General features: G+C 52.7%; 17 protein-coding genes. 4 read left to right on the forward strand and 13 right to left on the reverse strand.

Annotation, left to right across the window (positions count from 1 at the left end):
* Positions 1–118: 118 nt before the first annotated feature.
* Positions 119–544, forward strand: coding sequence for an organic hydroperoxide resistance protein (locus HVE01_RS04535; protein WP_125746288.1), 426 nt, complete (start codon positions 119–121; stop codon positions 542–544).
* Here HVE01_RS04535 and HVE01_RS04540 read toward each other — a convergent pair.
* Complete coding sequence (locus tag HVE01_RS04540) at positions 541–1,236, reverse strand: aspartate/glutamate racemase family protein (RefSeq protein ID WP_146942662.1); 696 nt, start codon at positions 1,234–1,236, stop codon at positions 541–543. The genes HVE01_RS04535 and HVE01_RS04540 overlap by 4 nt on opposite strands.
* 154 nt (positions 1,237–1,390) lie before the next feature.
* Here HVE01_RS04540 and yghU point away from each other — a divergent pair, with 154 nt between their 5' ends.
* A complete protein-coding gene (gene yghU, locus HVE01_RS04545) occupies positions 1,391–2,254 on the forward strand; it encodes a glutathione-dependent disulfide-bond oxidoreductase (protein ID WP_146942664.1) in 864 nt (287 codons plus the stop codon).
* A gap of 125 nt (positions 2,255–2,379) precedes the next feature.
* Positions 2,380–2,610 carry a DUF2798 domain-containing protein gene (locus tag HVE01_RS04550; protein ID WP_038482296.1) on the forward strand — a complete coding sequence of 77 codons (231 nt, stop codon included), beginning with the start codon at positions 2,380–2,382 and terminating at the stop codon, positions 2,608–2,610.
* 207 nt (positions 2,611–2,817) lie between these two features.
* On the opposite strand, the gene HVE01_RS04555 is transcribed toward HVE01_RS04550, so the two are convergent.
* The 12 genes from HVE01_RS04555 to HVE01_RS04610 all read right to left on the reverse strand — a co-directional run bounded on the left by HVE01_RS04555 (position 2,818) and on the right by HVE01_RS04610 (position 15,243).
* Complete coding sequence (locus HVE01_RS04555; protein ID WP_125746282.1) at positions 2,818–3,135, reverse strand: DUF6693 family protein; 318 nt, start codon at positions 3,133–3,135, stop codon at positions 2,818–2,820.
* Between the two features lie 153 nt (positions 3,136–3,288).
* Positions 3,289–3,609 carry a hypothetical protein gene (locus tag HVE01_RS04560; RefSeq protein WP_125746280.1) on the reverse strand — a complete coding sequence of 107 codons (321 nt, stop codon included), beginning with the start codon at positions 3,607–3,609 and terminating at the stop codon, positions 3,289–3,291.
* A 25-nt stretch (positions 3,610–3,634) separates the two neighbouring features.
* Positions 3,635–4,624 (reverse strand): lipid A deacylase LpxR family protein, encoded by a 990-nt coding sequence (locus tag HVE01_RS04565; RefSeq protein WP_125746278.1) that lies wholly within the window; start codon positions 4,622–4,624, stop codon positions 3,635–3,637.
* A 194-nt stretch (positions 4,625–4,818) separates the two neighbouring features.
* Positions 4,819–5,358, reverse strand: a complete 540-nt coding sequence (locus tag HVE01_RS04570) for a YaeQ family protein (RefSeq protein ID WP_125746276.1) — start codon at positions 5,356–5,358, stop codon at positions 4,819–4,821.
* Between the two features lie 67 nt (positions 5,359–5,425).
* Positions 5,426–6,121, reverse strand: coding sequence for a glutathione S-transferase family protein (locus HVE01_RS04575; protein WP_146942666.1), 696 nt, complete (start codon positions 6,119–6,121; stop codon positions 5,426–5,428).
* A 39-nt stretch (positions 6,122–6,160) separates the two neighbouring features.
* Positions 6,161–6,778: a LysE family translocator gene (locus tag HVE01_RS04580; RefSeq protein ID WP_125746272.1), complete on the reverse strand. Its 618-nt coding sequence runs from the start codon at positions 6,776–6,778 to the stop codon at positions 6,161–6,163.
* Between the two features lie 100 nt (positions 6,779–6,878).
* Positions 6,879–7,652: an enoyl-CoA hydratase/isomerase family protein gene (locus tag HVE01_RS04585; protein WP_125746270.1), complete on the reverse strand. Its 774-nt coding sequence runs from the start codon at positions 7,650–7,652 to the stop codon at positions 6,879–6,881.
* Between the two features lie 120 nt (positions 7,653–7,772).
* On the reverse strand, positions 7,773–8,621 hold the full coding sequence (locus HVE01_RS04590) for a 3-hydroxybutyryl-CoA dehydrogenase (RefSeq protein ID WP_146942668.1): 849 nt from the start codon (positions 8,619–8,621) through the stop codon (positions 7,773–7,775).
* Positions 8,622–8,639: 18 nt separating this feature from the next.
* Positions 8,640–10,271, reverse strand: a complete 1,632-nt coding sequence (locus HVE01_RS04595; RefSeq protein ID WP_125746266.1) for an acyl-CoA synthetase — start codon at positions 10,269–10,271, stop codon at positions 8,640–8,642.
* A gap of 46 nt (positions 10,272–10,317) precedes the next feature.
* A complete protein-coding gene (locus tag HVE01_RS04600; protein ID WP_146942670.1) occupies positions 10,318–11,691 on the reverse strand; it encodes a solute carrier family 23 protein in 1,374 nt (457 codons plus the stop codon).
* A gap of 198 nt (positions 11,692–11,889) precedes the next feature.
* Positions 11,890–13,680: an acyl-CoA dehydrogenase gene (locus HVE01_RS04605; protein ID WP_146942671.1), complete on the reverse strand. Its 1,791-nt coding sequence runs from the start codon at positions 13,678–13,680 to the stop codon at positions 11,890–11,892.
* Between the two features lie 192 nt (positions 13,681–13,872).
* Positions 13,873–15,243, reverse strand: coding sequence for an MFS transporter (locus tag HVE01_RS04610; protein WP_146942673.1), 1,371 nt, complete (start codon positions 15,241–15,243; stop codon positions 13,873–13,875).
* Between the two features lie 347 nt (positions 15,244–15,590).
* On the opposite strand from HVE01_RS04610, the gene HVE01_RS04615 reads away from it, so the two are divergent.
* Entirely contained in the window at positions 15,591–17,093 is a 1,503-nt protein-coding gene (locus HVE01_RS04615) for an efflux transporter outer membrane subunit (protein WP_146942675.1), read from the forward strand.
* The last annotated feature ends 17 nt before the right edge of the window (positions 17,094–17,110 follow it).

The following is a 17,110-nucleotide window of genomic DNA, read 5'->3' on the forward strand; positions in this document are numbered from 1 at the left end:
ACTAAATTAATCTCCAAAGCACTCGTTTGATGCACAACAGCTAGGTTTATATCAGCCAGGTTCATAACAACCCGGTCCACAACAATCGTCCACAACAATCAGGTCTAGGAAATAATCCATGTCTATTGAAACTGTTGCTTACCGCGCACATGCTCACGCCACTGGCGGCCGCGAGGGCCATGCCAAATCTTCTGACGGTGCGCTTGATGTTAAGCTCAGCACACCCAAGGAACTAGGTGGCGCAGGCGGTGAAGGTACTAACCCCGAACAGCTATTTGCGGCAGGCTACTCTGCTTGCTTTCTGGGCGCACTTAAGCACGTCGCCAGCCAGGAAAAAATTAAACTGTCCGACGACACTCAGATTGATGGCAGTGTGGGTATTGGCGCCATTCCTACCGGCTTCGGCATTGAAGTTGAGCTGAAAATTAGCTTGCCAGGTTTGGAAAAAGACGTTGCCCAAGCACTGGTCGACAAAGCCCATATTGTGTGCCCCTACTCCAACGCTACCCGCGGAAATATCGATGTCACACTGACGCTGGTTTAATTACCTAGCGCCCAGGCCACCGCTTTGCTTGCGTGCAGGGCGGTGGTGTCATAAAGCGCTATCTGGGTGTGTTGCTGCTCAACCAACAGCGCTATCTCGGTACAGCCTAGAATGATCGCCTCGGCGCCCTGCTGGTGTAGCGACGTCATAATATCCAGATAACGCTCACGCGATGAAGCGTGGATATGGCCATGGCATAGCTCGTCGAAAATAACTTGGTGCACCTCGGCACGCTCTTGCTCATTAGGAATGACGACATCAATCCCAAAGCGCTCTTTTAAGCGCGCCTTGTAAAAGTCCTGCTCCATCGTGAAACGGGTGCCGATCAACCCAACCCGAGTCACGCCATCACTCTGACATTTTTCCCCGGTAGCATCGGCGATGTGCAAAAAAGGAATCTGAATAGCGGCTTCAATCGCAGGTGCGACGTTGTGCATGGTATTGGTGGCCAGCAACAAACACTCTGCCCCAGCCGCTTCAATACGTTTGGCTGCACTGGCGAGTAACTGGCCTGCAGTTTGCCAATCGCCCTGCTGCTGCAAGGTTTCTATTTCAGCAAAATCAACACTTATCATCACAATCTGCGCTGAGTGAAAACCGCCCAGCGCCTGATTAACCCCTTGGTTTAGCGCCTGATAATAGCTTTGTGTCGACTCCCAGCTCATACCGCCTAATACGCCAATAGTCCGCATAACATTTCTCCATGGTAAATAACTATTTATTATCAGACTAACAACCCACTATCCTTGTACCCACGTTTTAAGGCCCCATAACGCCTTAGTAGCCGCAACATTTCGGGTGAGTCGCTGCACCGCCCTTTTTTATTGTAGGAATAGCGAGGACATCATGAGCGACAACACGACCTATACGCCACCGCGGGTTTGGAAATGGGAACCTGGTAACGGCGGAAAATTCGCTAACATCAATCGCCCCGTTGCTGGTGCGACCCACGAGAAAGTACTACCCGTGGGTAAGCATCCGCTGCAGCTTTACTCTCTTGCAACCCCTAACGGTGTCAAAGTCACTGTAATGCTTGAAGAACTGCTGGAGCAGGGTATTAAACAAGCAGAATACGATGCTCACCTGATACAAATTGGCGAAGGTGATCAGTTTGGCAGCGGCTTTGTTGAGGTAAATCCTAACTCTAAGATTCCAGCGCTAATGGATTACAGCACTACCCCGCCTCAGCGGGTCTTTGAGTCAGGTGCGATTCTGCTTTATTTAGCTGAGAAATTTGCTGCGTTCTTACCCAACGACCCGGCGAAGCGAACCGAGTGCCTATCCTGGTTATTTTGGCAAATGGGCAGTGCGCCCATGCTGGGTGGCGGTTTTGGTCACTTTTATGCTTACGCACCAGAAAAATACCAGTACCCGATTGATCGCTATACCATGGAAGTGAAACGTCAGTTGGATGTACTGGATCGCCACTTAGCAGAGAATCGCTTTATGGCGGGTGATGAGTACACCATCGCGGATATGGCGATTCACCCCTGGTATGGTGCGCTGGTAAAAAACCGCGTGTATGAAGCGGCTGAGTTTTTAGACGCCCATACCTATCAGAACGTCTTACGCTGGACCGATGAGATTGATGCACGTCCTGCCGTTCAACGTGGCCGAATGGTTAACCGCACCTGGGGAGAACCTAGCGAGCAGCTCCACGAACGTCACGATGCCAGTGATTTTGATCACAAGACCGAAGATAAACGTTAAACCCAGGACAACTGTGAACCGTTAAGGCGGCCGCATTGGCTAACGATCGCTAAGGATGGCGACTTACCATGCTTCACTACCGATTTTTAGTTCATTATTCATAGCGTGTCCGACAGAGGCAGTCCATGTTTGATCCAAAATACGCCCAGCTGATATTTTCTTTCTTAATGGCACTGTTTATGTCGTGCATTATGTCGCTGGTGATTACGCTCTACAATGTCGGCTTCATTGAAGGCATTGCCTTTGTTTGGTTGAAAGCATGGCTCTTTGCTTTTGCAGTTGCTCTACCGGTAATTAACCTAGTATCGCCTATTGTACGGCGATTGGTTAAGGTGCTTATTAAGCACCCACACTGACTGTTTATACTAACCGTTCACACCAATCATCCAGACTCAGCACTACAGGGGCACCTTCACTCACCAGCAAAGCGCTCAAAATAAAGCCTTGTGAACCCAGCTCTAGCAATCCTAGCGGAGGCAAGAACTGGCAGACACTAGGCTTTCATCTACCTAACGATTGAGCCGCTGAGCGGCAAAAGCCTTTGAAAGCAGCACTTCTTCTAGTTACTGGACGCGAGAGTTATTCAGTGCGTAATTCCAAACACGATAGAAATAAAAAATATACCCAAGCCCAAGCGTCAAAACTGAGATAATCATCCACAAAACGATATGACCAATATTGCTAAAAATATTGATATCACAGACCATTTTACGTTCTACGCCTGTTGCTGTATCCACCACTGAAGTACGGTTAATCACAAAGCGTGAAAACGAGTAGGGGAAGAAAAACAGTGCAATCCCGAAAGTAATAATCGTTAGCACCACCCAAATCAGCAAGTGGCCAATAATATCTAGAATAGAGAGATTCGCCTTAATATTCACGGTGCGTCCTTAAGTGTTAAGAAACAAACTGCCGCAGACTACCACCCACTTGTGTAAGCGTGAATGACAAATTGCCGCCATGGCTATAAATTTATAATTTTTAATCGTTTAGCAAAAAGCCGCTAACACCGTTCAGGTTTGAATGCGCGCGCCTTAGGAGCGCTCACCCCACCACTCTGCATACGAGCTATTGTGAGGGGCAAGACCACTTTCATCGGGGGTGCCGTCTTGCCACCATACCGGGCCGCGCTCCCCCAGCAGCTCCTTGGCAGATTGCACCGCCTCGCGTGCTTGGCGCAGCGCTAGTTCATCGTTAAGTTGTTGAGCACTGCGCACCGCTCGGCGGGCTTTCATCAGTGCCTTTATATGGGTTCGTTTTTCGTCATCGCTCAAGCGTGGGTCGGTACAGCGCCATAGCTGGTTTTTTGCTACAAAATAGCGGCCATCTGGCGTATGTGGATACTTATTGGCCATACCGCCCCCTTCGCATGTAGTGTTACTAAAAGCGTTTCGTTAACGTAACCGCCCCGAATTTGTCCTGCTCATCTTGTCCATCAAACTCACGGGTACGCTGAACAGCAGCATATGTTATTTGCCAGTCTTCCCAGGCCATAGCAAGCCCAGCAGAGGCTTCTGCTACCCACTCTTCGCGGTCAACAGAGTGGCTATCTCTGAATGTATTACCATCAAGTGTTAGGTTCTGCGCCATGTAATAGCCTTCTACATTCGCAAACAGATACCACTGCCAGCCACGATGACCACTCATTAGATGACGACTACCCGGGTTGGGTGTCAGCGTAGGAATGCCTTCGGCATCGTCCCCCCAACGTACGCTATAGCCTGCACTGGCATAGGTATACAAGTTGCCTAGCGCTGCGCCTAAGCTGGGGCCGTGGGAGAGTTGTTTACCTGCAAACGGTAGGTCATTCCACCATTGGCGACGAACGGTTGCATTCACTAACGCCTCATCGCCCAACTGATTTTTCCAGCCTCGGGGGCGGTCGCTATCGGTGACACGGTGTACTTCGCGCTGAATACTGTCAGCAAGGGAGGATGGCCCCACGAGTCCGATATCGAGATGTAAATCGGTCGCTTGCGTCCAGTGCCCCATTGCCACGTCTTCATAGAGCGATAGCCCACCGTAGACAAGACCTGCGTAGGGGCGATCATCGTCGATCAACGCACGGCGCTCGATATTGTTCGGCGTATAAATCTGGTGAACCAAACGATAAGACGCCCTGTCCGCCTGGCCAATAAGGCTATCGGGCAGTGCTGTCGCAAGGCGCTGTAGCCAACTTGTTTCTTGCGGCGTGAAGGTCCAGTTAAGCTCGAAACCACTGGTAAAGTGGCCGTCATCGCTGCTGGCAAAACCATCGTTTTCAAATTTGGCCGACAGAGAACTGTCGCTAGCCACGCCCAAGGAGGGCATTAGGCTTAACGGTAACATAAGCAGCAGCGCCTTCCTGCCTAGAGGAGAGGTATTATTCATGGCTCAATCCTTGAGTGTTGGGGAAAGCAAGAGCAACCAATTATTAACAAACATGAATGATTGTATGTAATCGCACGAATAGATAGCAAGCGTACTTTCTTGCTATCTACCCTGCTAACTCAATGCCTGTCACAACATCCTGTCGTGAAAAGCGCCGCCATTTCATATATGGCCACTAGCTAGTTTTGAACTCTCTAGCGATCCCTGAGAAGCCATTGGGGCGTTACTTCATGCTGGCCATTCTCATCGGTAATGAACAGCGAGCCATCGCTAATCATCACTGCCCAGTTAATCGAGCGTGGCAGACCCTCTGCGATAGTCGCCAGTGCCTCTTGCGGTAGCCCCGCCACATGTACATTTTTAAGCGACGCCACCGCCGGTAGCACTTTATTTTCCCACAGGTCTACTCGCCCATAAGCTAATAGAGACACCCGCTCAGCACGGCGTGAGCACCACGTCATACGCTCGGCATCGGGTAAACCTACTTCTATCCAGTGCAACACACGGCCATCCAAGCTTTTTTCCCACAAAGCTGGTTCGTCCACATCGGAAAGGCCACGGCCAAAAGCAAGCGCTTCGCTATACCACAATAGGTAGGCGATTAACCGTGCGCACATCCGATCTTCGGTTTCAGAAGGGTGTCGAGCCACGGTAAAACGCAGCGTCTCATAGACATTGCGATCAAGGTCGGTCAGGTTGACATCAACTTTGTAAGGGGTAGCACTCAACGCCATTGGAAATATCCATCTAAAATTTGCGCCAGTGTAGCGGATTTATCGCAACACAGGGGCGACAGGGGCGTCATACCGCTCGGTAATCGTTTAATAAGGCGGCGTTTTTAATCGTATCCTGCTCATGCATGGGCTCACGCCAGGTTTCTGCCAGTGCGGCTTGGTACCACTCCTCCATCGCCGGATGGGCAAGCAGATGCTGAACATAAGCCTGTGATGCTTCGCTCAGCGGCAGACTATACGTCTGCACCCGAAACGCAACGGGGGCGTAAAACGCATCAACAGCAGACAGCTGCTCCCCAGCCAAAAAGGGACCTCCAAAGCGTGCAAGGCCTTCATGCCATAGCGAGTCTAGTCGTGCCAAACTGCTGTTTAAGCCTACTGAACGCTCTTTTAGCGCAACACGCACGCCACAATTCATTGAGCACTCATTGCGCAGTGCACTAAAACCACTATGCATTTCAGCACTGGCACAACGCGCCCAGGCGCGTGCCGCTTTGTCTACGGGCCACACAGCCGGGTACGTTTCAGCCAGATACTCAACAATAGCTAATGAATCCCATGCCGCCACTTCGTTATCCGGATCTACCAAACAGGGCACCAAGCCTGAAGGTGAAAAACGCCTAAAGGTGGCGTAGCTCTCACCAATACCGCCTTCAAACGGCATGACGTGTTCATTGAAGGGAATATTCAGCGCCTTCATTAGCACCCAAGGGCGCAGCGACCAAGACGAGTAATTTTTGTTGGCAATATACAGGTCAAACATGCAGCGCTCCTTGCACAGGACATTAACCGGCAGCCGCGCTTAACGCGCCGCTTGAGCTAGGGTATTACTTCCTAATCCCATTAATACGCCACCGCCGATGCGTTGAATCAATCGAGAGGAACCGTGGGACTTTTGTAGCCACTCCCGCAGTGGGCTAGCCAGCAGCACCACCATGACATCTGCCGAAGAGAACAACGCATTGGTAGCGATACCCAGCCAAAGCAGCTGCCATGCCACCGGCATGGCACTGTCAGGCTGGACAAATTGAGGTAGAAAAGCCACAAAGAAGAGCGCCGTCTTAGGGTTGAGCACTTCGACCAGAAAGCTGTCACGCAGTACGCGCTTAGTGGTCGCCAGCGGAACTTCGTCACCATGAGAGCGAATGCCCTGCTTCCAGAGACGCAGCCCCATCCAGAGCAGATACAGCCCACCGATGACCTTCATCGCTATGTAAGCTGGCGGAATAGCCGCAAACAGTAGCGCTAAGCCTAACGCGGCAGCAATTACGTGGACATAACAACCAATATGCACACCGATAACCGCTAACCAGCCTGCTCGTCGGCCTCGCCCCAGGGTTTGCGCTGCGGTGTACAACATCGCAGGCCCGGGTAGGTAAGCAAAACCAAGCGCGGCGAGGATAAACGCGGCCCATTGCATTGTGGTCACTCCAAACAGAACTAAGATAGTAAGCCTGAGAATAAAACGGGGGTAGCGCATGCGCCACCCCCTAAAGAAGTAAAAGTGAATAAGTGAACGCTTAGAAGTTGGGTTTGCGCTTCTCAACGAAAGCGCCCATGCCCTCTTTCTGCTCTTCACCAGCAAAACAGAGCGCAAATAGGCTGGTTTCCAGCGCCAAAGCGCTATCAAGGTCTTGATCTAGCCCATCGTGAACGGCTTGCTTCGCGCCACGTACTGACAGCGGGCCATTGCCTTTAAGCTGCTTGGTGAGCTCTTCTACATAACTTTCCAGCTCAGCCTGGGGCATAACGCGGTTGACTAGCCCAATGCGTAACGCTTCCTGAGCATCGATTTTGCGGCCAGTGGTTACCAGATCAATCGCCATAGCAGGGCCAACACGACGCGGCAAACGCTGGGTGCCGCCAAAGCCAGGAATCACACCTAGCAGCACTTCTGGCTGGCCAAAGATAGCGTTGTCGCTAGCTACCGCCCAGTCGCAGGCCAACGCCAATTCGCAGCCGCCGCCAAGGCAAAACCCGTTCACCAGCGCGACCACCGGCACGGGCAATGTTTCTAAGCGCTTGATAGTTCGCAGCGCCTGGGTAGCGAAAGCACGCGCTTCTTCTGGCGTTTTGGCACGCATTTCGGTGATATCAGCACCGGCAACAAACGACTTTTCACCGGCACCGGTAATGATGACAGCGCGTAACCGTGGATGCGCTTCAAGCTCCACAAGCGTAGCTTCTAAGGCGCTAAGCACATCACTGTTCAGCGCATTCAATGCCTTAGGACGATTAATCGTTAGGCGTACCACACCATCGTTATCAACTTTTTCAATCACTGCATCGCTCATACAGGCTCCTTAATTGTTATTACGCATTTAAAGTGAACACCTACCAACCCTAGCGAACGCTTGGTTGGTAGGCAATCACTTCTTTTGTCGCGCTTGACTGACCTGATGGCTTTCGCGTGCTTACTCGTATATATGGAAGCCGCGACCGCTCTTGCGTCCTAGATACCCAGCATCCACCATACGCTTCAGCAACGGACAGGGGCGATATTTAGGATCGCCAAAGCCTTCCTGCAATACGTTCATAATCGCCAAACAAACATCAAGACCAATCAAGTCCGCCAGCGCTAATGGTCCCATGGGATGGGCAGCGCCGAGCTTCATCGCTTCGTCGATGGCCTCTGGTGTTGCAGCCCCTTCTTGAACAATAAAGGCGGCTTCGTTAATCATCGGCACCAACAAGCGATTAACCGCAAAGCCTGGCGCATCACCAACCGGTACCGCCGTTTTACCCAGCGCTTTTGCCAACGCTTCGATGCGCTCAACGGTGGTATCAGAAGTCTGCTCAGCACGAATCACTTCCACTAACTTGAGCACCGGCACTGGGTTGAAAAAGTGCATACCCACTACCCGTTCGGGCCGCTCACACACAGCAGCCAGCCGCGTTAGCGAGAGTGATGAGGTATTAGAGGCAAGAATAGCATCGCTGCTTAAATGGCTCAGATCACGAAACAACTTTTCTTTCAGCGCGGGTTGCTCGGGTGCAGCTTCAATAATAATGCCGCAATCACTCAACGCTTCGAGATCAGTGGTCGTGGAAAGCCGCGCCAGCGCTTCCTGCTTAGCTGACTCGCTGATTTTCTGTTTCTCAACCAGTTTGCCAAGGCCTTTATCAATACTTTTCTGAGCACGGGTAAGCTGCTCATCAGCGACATCAAAGAGACGAACCGTAAAACCACTGGCAGCGACGACCTGAGCGATCCCCTGCCCCATGGTGCCTGCTCCCACTACACCGATTGGTTGTTCACTCATCGTTCTGTATCCCCTGAATCATTTCTGTTTCGCTTCTTCGCGCAAAACAAATTTTTGAATTTTGCCCGTTGACGTTTTTGGCAGTTCGCTAAAAATGATGGTCTTCGGTACTTTGAAGTTCGCTAAGTGCTCTCGACAATGAGCAATAATGTCGGCTTCGGTAATTTCACCATAACCGATTTTTAATTTAACAAACGCGCATGGAGTCTCGCCCCACTTTTCATCGGGCTTGGCCACAACGGCGGCTTCCTCTACCGCTGGGTGGCTATAAATGGCATCTTCTACTTCGATAGTGGAGATATTCTCACCGCCAGAAATGATAATGTCTTTAGAGCGGTCTTTAATTTCGATGTAGCCATCCGCGTGCCAAACTGCGAGATCGCCAGTGTGATACCACCCACCTGCCAAGGCTTCCTCAGTAGCTTCGGCATTCTTCAGATAGCCCTTCATTACGTTGTTGCCGCGCATCAAAATTTCACCGATGGTCTCGCCATCTTTCGCGACGGGCTCAAGGGTCAACGGGTCGGCGACGCAAAGCGCTTCAAGCATGTGGTAACGCACCCCTTGGCGCGCTTTGATTTTGGCACGGGCTTCCAACGGCAGTTCATTCCACGACTCACGCCAAGCGCACACCGTCACCGGACCATAAACTTCGGTTAACCCGTACACATGAGTCACTTCAATCCCAAGTTTCTCGACACCAGCAATCACTGATGCAGGCGGCGCGGCACCCGCCGTGGTCACTTTAACGGGATGATCAAACTCTCGCTTCTGATCAGCAGGCAGGTTGACAAGGCCGTTCAGTACAATCGGCGCCCCGCTGAAGTGCGTTACCTTTTCATCCACAATCAGGTCGTTAATCCGCTTTGGATCTACTTTGCGCAGACACACGCTAACACCGGCGTTAGCGGCAATCGTCCACGGGAAACACCAGCCGTTGCAGTGGAACATCGGCAGGGTCCAGAGGTAGACCGGATGGTGCGGCATAGCCCACTCTAAGATATTGCTGACCGCGTTTAAGTAGGCGCCACGGTGATGGTAAACCACCCCTTTAGGCTTGCCCGTGGTGCCCGAGGTGTAGTTCAGCGAAATAGCTTGCCACTCATCTTCAGGCAGTTTGTAGGCATAGTCGGCATCACCTTCGGCGAGCAATGCTTCATACTCAACCTCACCAATGCCTTGAGTTTCGCCTAAAAACTCCAGATCAAAAACATCAATAATCAGCGGCTTATCGTCTAACAAGGCAACGGCTTCGTTGATCAGCGGTGCAAATTCAGGATCAACAAGAACGGCTTTTGCTTCACCATGGGCCAGCATATAACTGATAGCTTCGGCATCCAGGCGAATATTCAAGGTATTGAGCACGCAACCAGCCAGAGGCACCCCAAAGTGGGCTTCAAACATCGCCGGAATATTAGGCAACATCGCCGCCACCGTTTGACCGGGCTGTAGGCCGCGTTTTTCAAGCGCCGATGCCAATTGGCGACAGCGGGTCCAGGTTTCTGCCCAGGTGCGGCGTGTTGTGCCATGCACTACCGCTGGGTAATCGGGATATACCGACGCCGTACGCTCAATAAACGTCAATGGAGAGAGTGGTACATGGTTAGCAACTGTGGGCGGCATGCCCTGCTCAAAAATGGATGCGTTCATAAATCACCTTTTATGTTGATCGTTTTGGTGTTGATCATCTTTATCGTTAGCGCTGATCTTGCTCTTCTACGCTTTGGATAGCCGAAGGCTCACGCCCGAACATATTTGTTTTTTGTACTAATACGTACAGCACAACCCCTGCCGCTAACCCCCATCCAGCACCGTATACCGCCAGTACAACGGCCATCGTGCCTGCAACGCCACGTTCGGCTGTGGTTTTAGTCTGCTCAATACCTACCATTAAGCAAATATAGCCAGTCAGCAGCAGTGTAAGCGAGAGCGCAATGGGCAGCACCGGCTGAAACATACTGACCAATGGCAAGGTGAACAGCGCAATAAAACCGGTAATCCAGAAAGTACCACCGCCGCTATAAATCGATTCCATCGCATGGCGGCCATTTTTATAGCGCTCTGCCATGGTGGCCGTTACAGCCGTCCAGATCGGGCCCGCTAAACCAGGATAGGGAGCAAAGAAAGCATGCATGCCGTTACGAATAGCGGTGACATGGTGGATACGGTCCGTGCTGTAGTCGATTTTTTCATCGCTACGAATATGGTCAACACGGGACATCAAGGTACGCCCGACGACAATATCACCGAATGCGATGACGTAGGCGATCACCGCGGTGGGTATGGCCAGCATAAAGACATCAGCGCTAGGAAAGCCGACCGTAAAGGGTAGATAGTTCCACACTTCGGTGAAGTTCGGCTGGGTAATTCCCCACTCAATCGTAGGACGCGGGTACTCACCAATCGCCCAAGCCACCAGGATCGCAATAATCATGCCTGGCACCATGCCGTAGTTGGCAATTTTACGAATGATCGCGTGATCTTCTACCCAGCGCTTAAAGGCCACCGAAAACAGCATAAATATGGCAATTAACATACCCGCGATTAATGATATCGGAGTCTCTGCTAAGCGCCCGCCCTGCTGTATTTCACCAGTAATAGCCGCAATACCGGCACCGATAATAATGCCTGCCTGGAGGGAGTTGGGCACCAAGTGAACCAGCTTACGGCCCAGCCCAGTGACTCCTAAAATTAAGAAGATTAAAAAGACCAAGAATTGAAGCGCAAACAGCGCCTGAATAGCCTCTGGACCTGGCTCAAAATCCCCTAGGAAAGCTAACACCACCGGTACCGCAGGGGTAATCCAACCAGGCACCATGGGCACGCCTAACAGCGCAGGAAGCATAAAGCCGACGCCGCACACCACCACATAAGCCAAGGCCACATCATAAGGTAAACCAAGGTACTGCTCTAAAAGCGGAATCATCGCCAAGCTAACGACAAACATGATGAGTCCTTGAACCATCTCTGCCATTTCCCAGCGATAATGGACAAAGGGGAGCCGCACTTTAAACGGCCCTAAGGGCCAATATGGCTGCTCTTCGCCGTGCTGGCGGTGCTTAAGTTGCATGAAGTACTCCTTGGTTTGAGTCATTAATGTTGTTGTGAACCGGGAAAAAGAGTCAGCGCAACAATACGCATAGGCGCACTGGCGCGGTTAAGCACAACGAGACGTTTTAAAACGACCGTTTCATTGCGTCTTAACGTAAGCCGCCGACCCAACGGCCGGCGGAAATGAGTGGTTAAAGCACTTAGGCCTTACAGTGGTTTATGGCGTTAATTCGAAATCGCTCAGGCACTGCATACCCGCTTCGATAACCGCGCGTTGCGCGCGGCCAGCAGGCAGCCACTGGGTGATAACAAAGTTAGCGCTGGACAGCTTGACGCGATAAAACGGCTCATCGCTGCCTTTTTGCAGCGCGTTGGTCGCGTGGAGTGCGGCGTTGCCCATTTGCCAAGCGCATAGCACATGGCCCGCTAGGTTGAGCAACGGCGTTGCATAGGCCTGCACTGCATCTGGGCCTGTTTCCGGGTCACGGCCTTGCTCAAGCACAAGTTGCATGGCGGCACGCAGGTCATCGGCACCGGCCGCTAGCGCACTGCCCATCCCCGCAAGGCTAGGCTCTGAACGCATTATCTCAGCGGTTTTTTGCACTTCATCAATTAACGCAGATAACGCGGCACCACCATCACGCTGTAGCTTACGTCCCGCCAAATCGAGGGCCTGAATGCCGTTAGTGCCTTCATAGATAGGCGCGATTCGTGCATCTCTAAGTAGCTGGGCAGCGCCTGTTTCTTCCACATACCCCATGCCGCCATGCACCTGAATACCCATTGAAGCGATATCCACGGCTTGGTCGGTCGAAAAGCTTTTGACGATAGGGATCAGTACATCGGCGCATGCTTGGGCAGTTTGGCGCTCGCTGTCGCTTTCACTGTGCCGAGCAAGGTCAAGCTGGCCTGCGCAGTAAAGCGCCAGAGCACGAAGGGCATCGGTGCGGGCGCGCATTGAGAGCAGCATCCGGCGCACATCTAAGTGATCGCTGATCGTACATTCGTTACCACCACGAGATTTAGGCGCTCGCCCCTGAGTGCGATCCAGGGCGTAAGCAAACGCATGCTGGCAAGCACGCTCAGCCACCCCGATACCTTGAATACCCACTTTGTGGCGCGCTTCGTTCATCATGGTGAACATGTGGTTAAGACCGCGTCCCTCTTCACCCACCAGATATCCAATAGCGCCGTCGTTTTCGCCAAAGCTTAAGGTGCAGGTAGGCGAACCATGGATGCCCAGTTTATGCTCGATAGAGGCGCAGGTGACGTCGTTGCGCTCGCCTAACGAGCCATCTGCGTTAACCAGGAACTTCGGCACTAGGAACAGCGAAATGCCCTTGTTGCCTTCAGGCGCATCAGGTTTTCGCGCCAGCACAAGGTGAATGATATTTTCGGCGGCGTCGTGCTCGCCCCAGGTGATATAGATTTTTTGGCCGCTAATGCGGTAATGGTCGCCTTCGGGGATGGCTTTGGTACGTACTTTAGACAGGTCGGAGCCTGCCTGAGGCTCTGTTAGGTTCATGGTACCTGTCCAGGTACCTTCAACGAGCTTGGGGAGATAGGTTGTTTTTAGCGTTTCACTGCCATGATGCGCCAGAGCTTCGATTGCACCTGCCGTCAACATGGGGCAAAGACCCAAAGCCATATTGGCACCGTGAAGCATTTCTTGAACAGCGCTGGCGACCACTTCAGGTAGGTTTTGTCCGCCTAACGCTTCCGAAACACCAATGCCGTTCCAGCCGCCTTCTACATACGCTTGATAGGCCGCAGCGAAACCCTCTGAGGTGGTGACACTGCCATCGGTGTGGCGCTTAGCACCTTGTCGGTCACCGACGCTATTTAGCGGCCCCCACACATCGCCGGCAAGTTTTGCTGCCTCTTCCAGCACCGCCTCGACCAAGTCGGGCGTGGCTTCTTCGAAGCCAGGCAGTGCAAGCGAGCGGTGCGCGAGTAGCTCTTCGAGTACAAAACGTAAATCGCGTACCGGCGCGGCATAATAATTCATGGCGAAACCTCAGAGAAAATCGGTGATAAATAGCAATTAGTAAAAACACTATCACGAATAGTAGTTTCACTACTTTCATCACACCATTAGCCCAAGGTCTCACCTGCTGAATTAACGCCAGTCCGCTAGCGGCGTTTTTGGCTACGTTTTTAGCTACGTTTTTAGCTACGTTTCACCCACGCCCAGCACGGGTTATCGACGCGCCTCTGTTTCCACATCATCGTAATAAACGATATGGGTTTGATCTTCTGAGGGTGGGCCAACGATGGGTTCAACAGCATCCACGTCAGGCACAACATCGGAAAGGTCTTCCAGGTGCTCATGCTCGAGCGCGCCTTGCATCAGCTCCTCAGTAACCACTAGCTCGGCACCTGCTGCGGTCATCGGCGTTGTCGGCGTAAAGGGAGCCACAGGAACTGGCGCAGGCCGCACACTGCGTCGCCAGCTGAAAAAGACAACAAAAAACAGGCTCAGCGAGCCAAACGCCCAGAACAATCCCGCATCGCCCGCCGCGGTCATTACTGGAGAAATCATTAGCGGGCTGATGGTAGCCCCAATAGAGTTGATCAATAGCAGGCCCTGGCTCATGCGTACCAGCGCCCCCGCCGGAGCACGGTCGGCAGCATGGCTAACCGCCACCGGATAAAGCGCAAAAACACCGCCGCCGAGCAAAAACAGTAGCGCCGCCAGTAAGGGGGTCGACATCGGAAGCCATATCATGGCCGCGGAAATCACCACACAGAAAGCGCTGATGGCGATCAATACAATTTGCCGGTCGTGACGGTCAGACCAGCGTCCAATCGGGTACTGAAGCAGCATGGCGCCAAGAATCACGACGGCCATCATTTGCCCCACCTGGTTGACGCTCATACCAATGCGCTGCAAATACAATGGCAGCAAGGTGTAGGCGGCAGCCACCACCATGCCAGACCCTAAACTCCCCATTACCCCTGTTGGCGTCATCGTAATCAAGCGGTGCGGCGGTAGCGGCTCAGCGTGTTCCATAATAGGCGACACCCGCGGAATCATGGCCATGGGTAACACCGATAACGATGCCAATAGGCCAATCACCATAAAGGGGGCAGTCACCCCCATGGCACTGGTGACACCTAACAGCAACTGCCCAATCACACCCGCGGCATACAGCGAGATCATATACATCGCCAGCAACCGACCACGTACTTTTTGCTCGCCGGAGGTCAGCAACCAACTCTCAATCACTAAGTAAACGCCCACGGTGGCCCAGCCGCCAATTAAACGCAGCGCAAACCATGCCCAAGGGTCGAAAAACAGCCCTTGCAACAGCACAGTGACAGCGACCAATGAGGCAAAGCTACCATAAGCACGGATGTGACCTATGCGCAGCAACAGTCGGTCATTAAATAGCGCGCCAAGCGCTAAGCCAATAAAGTAAGCCGAGGAGACAATACCTATCACCGTTGCCGACTCACCCGCAGCGTCTAGCCGCACAGAGATCAGCGTGGCAAGAAAGCCATTGCCAATCCCAAGAATAAACAGCCCTAATAAGGGCGCTAACGCCATGGCTAGCAGTTGCCGCGACATATCGCTTCTTGCCTCACAGAATAAAAGCCCCCTTCAGGGCTAACACATGGCTGGAGAAAACTCCAACCGCAGAATCGGGCGGCGAATCTACACTCGTTCCGTGGGTTTCACCAGTTTTTTTCGCTCCCCATTGCCAGTGTAATCCGCAATAGTGAGAAGCGCATTTGCAACTCACCAGAAAGCAGTCGATATTGAATGCGGTGGCTGCGTCATTAGCCCCCTTGCCCTACATCAACAAATGCTAGAACAAACATTGCCATACTGACGCCTTCCAGGCTGAGACACATGCATTGTATCGACACATTTGACACGGAGAGGTCTCCTTTCTATTTGCCATGGCCAATCAGATGCCCAATACGTTCGCTCCCTTACCTGCGGTCATTCGCATGAAATATCGCTGCGCCCCTAAGCAACAAGACAAGGTGGCATATTTAGCGATCATGCTGCTAGTCCTGAGCCTGTCTGGCTGCACCTCGCTGGCCCCCCCTCACTCGGTGCCAGCAGCAACATTGCCCGATGTTTACCCAGATGAGCGCATGCCAACAACGGCTGCTGATGCTGATATTGCTTGGCGCAGCTACTTCACCGACACCAGGCTACAAGCGCTGATTGAACAGGCACTGACCACTAATTATGATTTGCGCAGTGCTTTATTGCGCGTTGAGCAAGCACGTGCAGCCTATGGTATTCAACATGCAGAGTTGCTACCCACACTTGGCGTGCAAGCTGCTGGTGAGCGTTCACGCACACCCTCTGATCTGAGTCCTAGCGGACGTACGCGGATTGGCAACCAGTTCCAGGCGGGCGTCGGCTTTAGCAGCTGGGAACTAGATTTCTGGGGGAGAATACGCAGCCTTAATGAGGCTGCCCTCGAGCAGTACCTAGCCACCGACGAGGCGCGGCGTGCCACCGAAATCAGCCTAATCGCTCAAGTTGCCGACAGCTATTTTCGTCTTCAGGAACTTGATGCGCGCTTGGACCTAGCCCGCCGCACCATCGACAGTCGGCAAGAGTCACTGCGGATATTTACTCGGCGCGTCGAAGTAGGCGCAACGTCACCACTGGAACTCACCCAAGTTGAAATGTTGCTGCAGCAGGCCAAGGCATTAGGTGCCCAGTTGGAGCAAGCCCATGCTCAGCAAGCCAACGCCTTGGCGCTATTAGTTGGTTCACCTATCGAAAAGGTAACAAGTGACGGGAATAAAGTAGCAGATGATACTCTGCCCCCTCTCGCGCCGGGGCTGCCATCGGAGCTAATGACCCGCCGCCCCGACATTCGCGCCGCCGAGCACCTACTGCGTTCTACTAACGCTAATATTGGCGCTGCGCGCGCGGCTTTCTTCCCGCGTATCGCGCTGACAGGCAGTTTGGGCACGGCGAGTGCTGACTTGAACGGTCTGCTTGGAACTGATAGCCAGGCATGGAATTTTTCCCCCACCCTGTCACTGCCCATTTTTGATAGCGGTCGCCGAAAAGCCAACCTGACGCTGGCCGAGTTACGCCACGAACAAGCCATAGTCGAGTATGAGCAAGTCATCCAGCAAGCCTTCCGTGATGTTGCCGATGCTTTGGCTGCTAACCACTGGCTAGCTGAGCAAGTAGAAACTGCCAATGACATGTTAGCAGTACAGCGCGAGCGTGCCCGCTTAGCCATGCTGCGCTATGAAAACGGTGCGGTGCCCTACCTAGAAGTTCTGGATGCACAGCGCGACTTGCTTTCCGCCGAGCAGCAGCGGCTAGCAGTTCGCCGCCAACTGCTGTCAGCCCGAGTGGCCTTATACACAGCGCTCGGCGGCGGATCAGCTACTGTGACAAGCACTTCCGCTCTCACTTCACCTCATGCTGAATGACATTAGGGCCTAGCAAT

The organism is Vreelandella venusta (genome assembly GCF_007989605.1).
Lineage (GTDB): Bacteria > Pseudomonadota > Gammaproteobacteria > Pseudomonadales > Halomonadaceae > Vreelandella > Vreelandella venusta.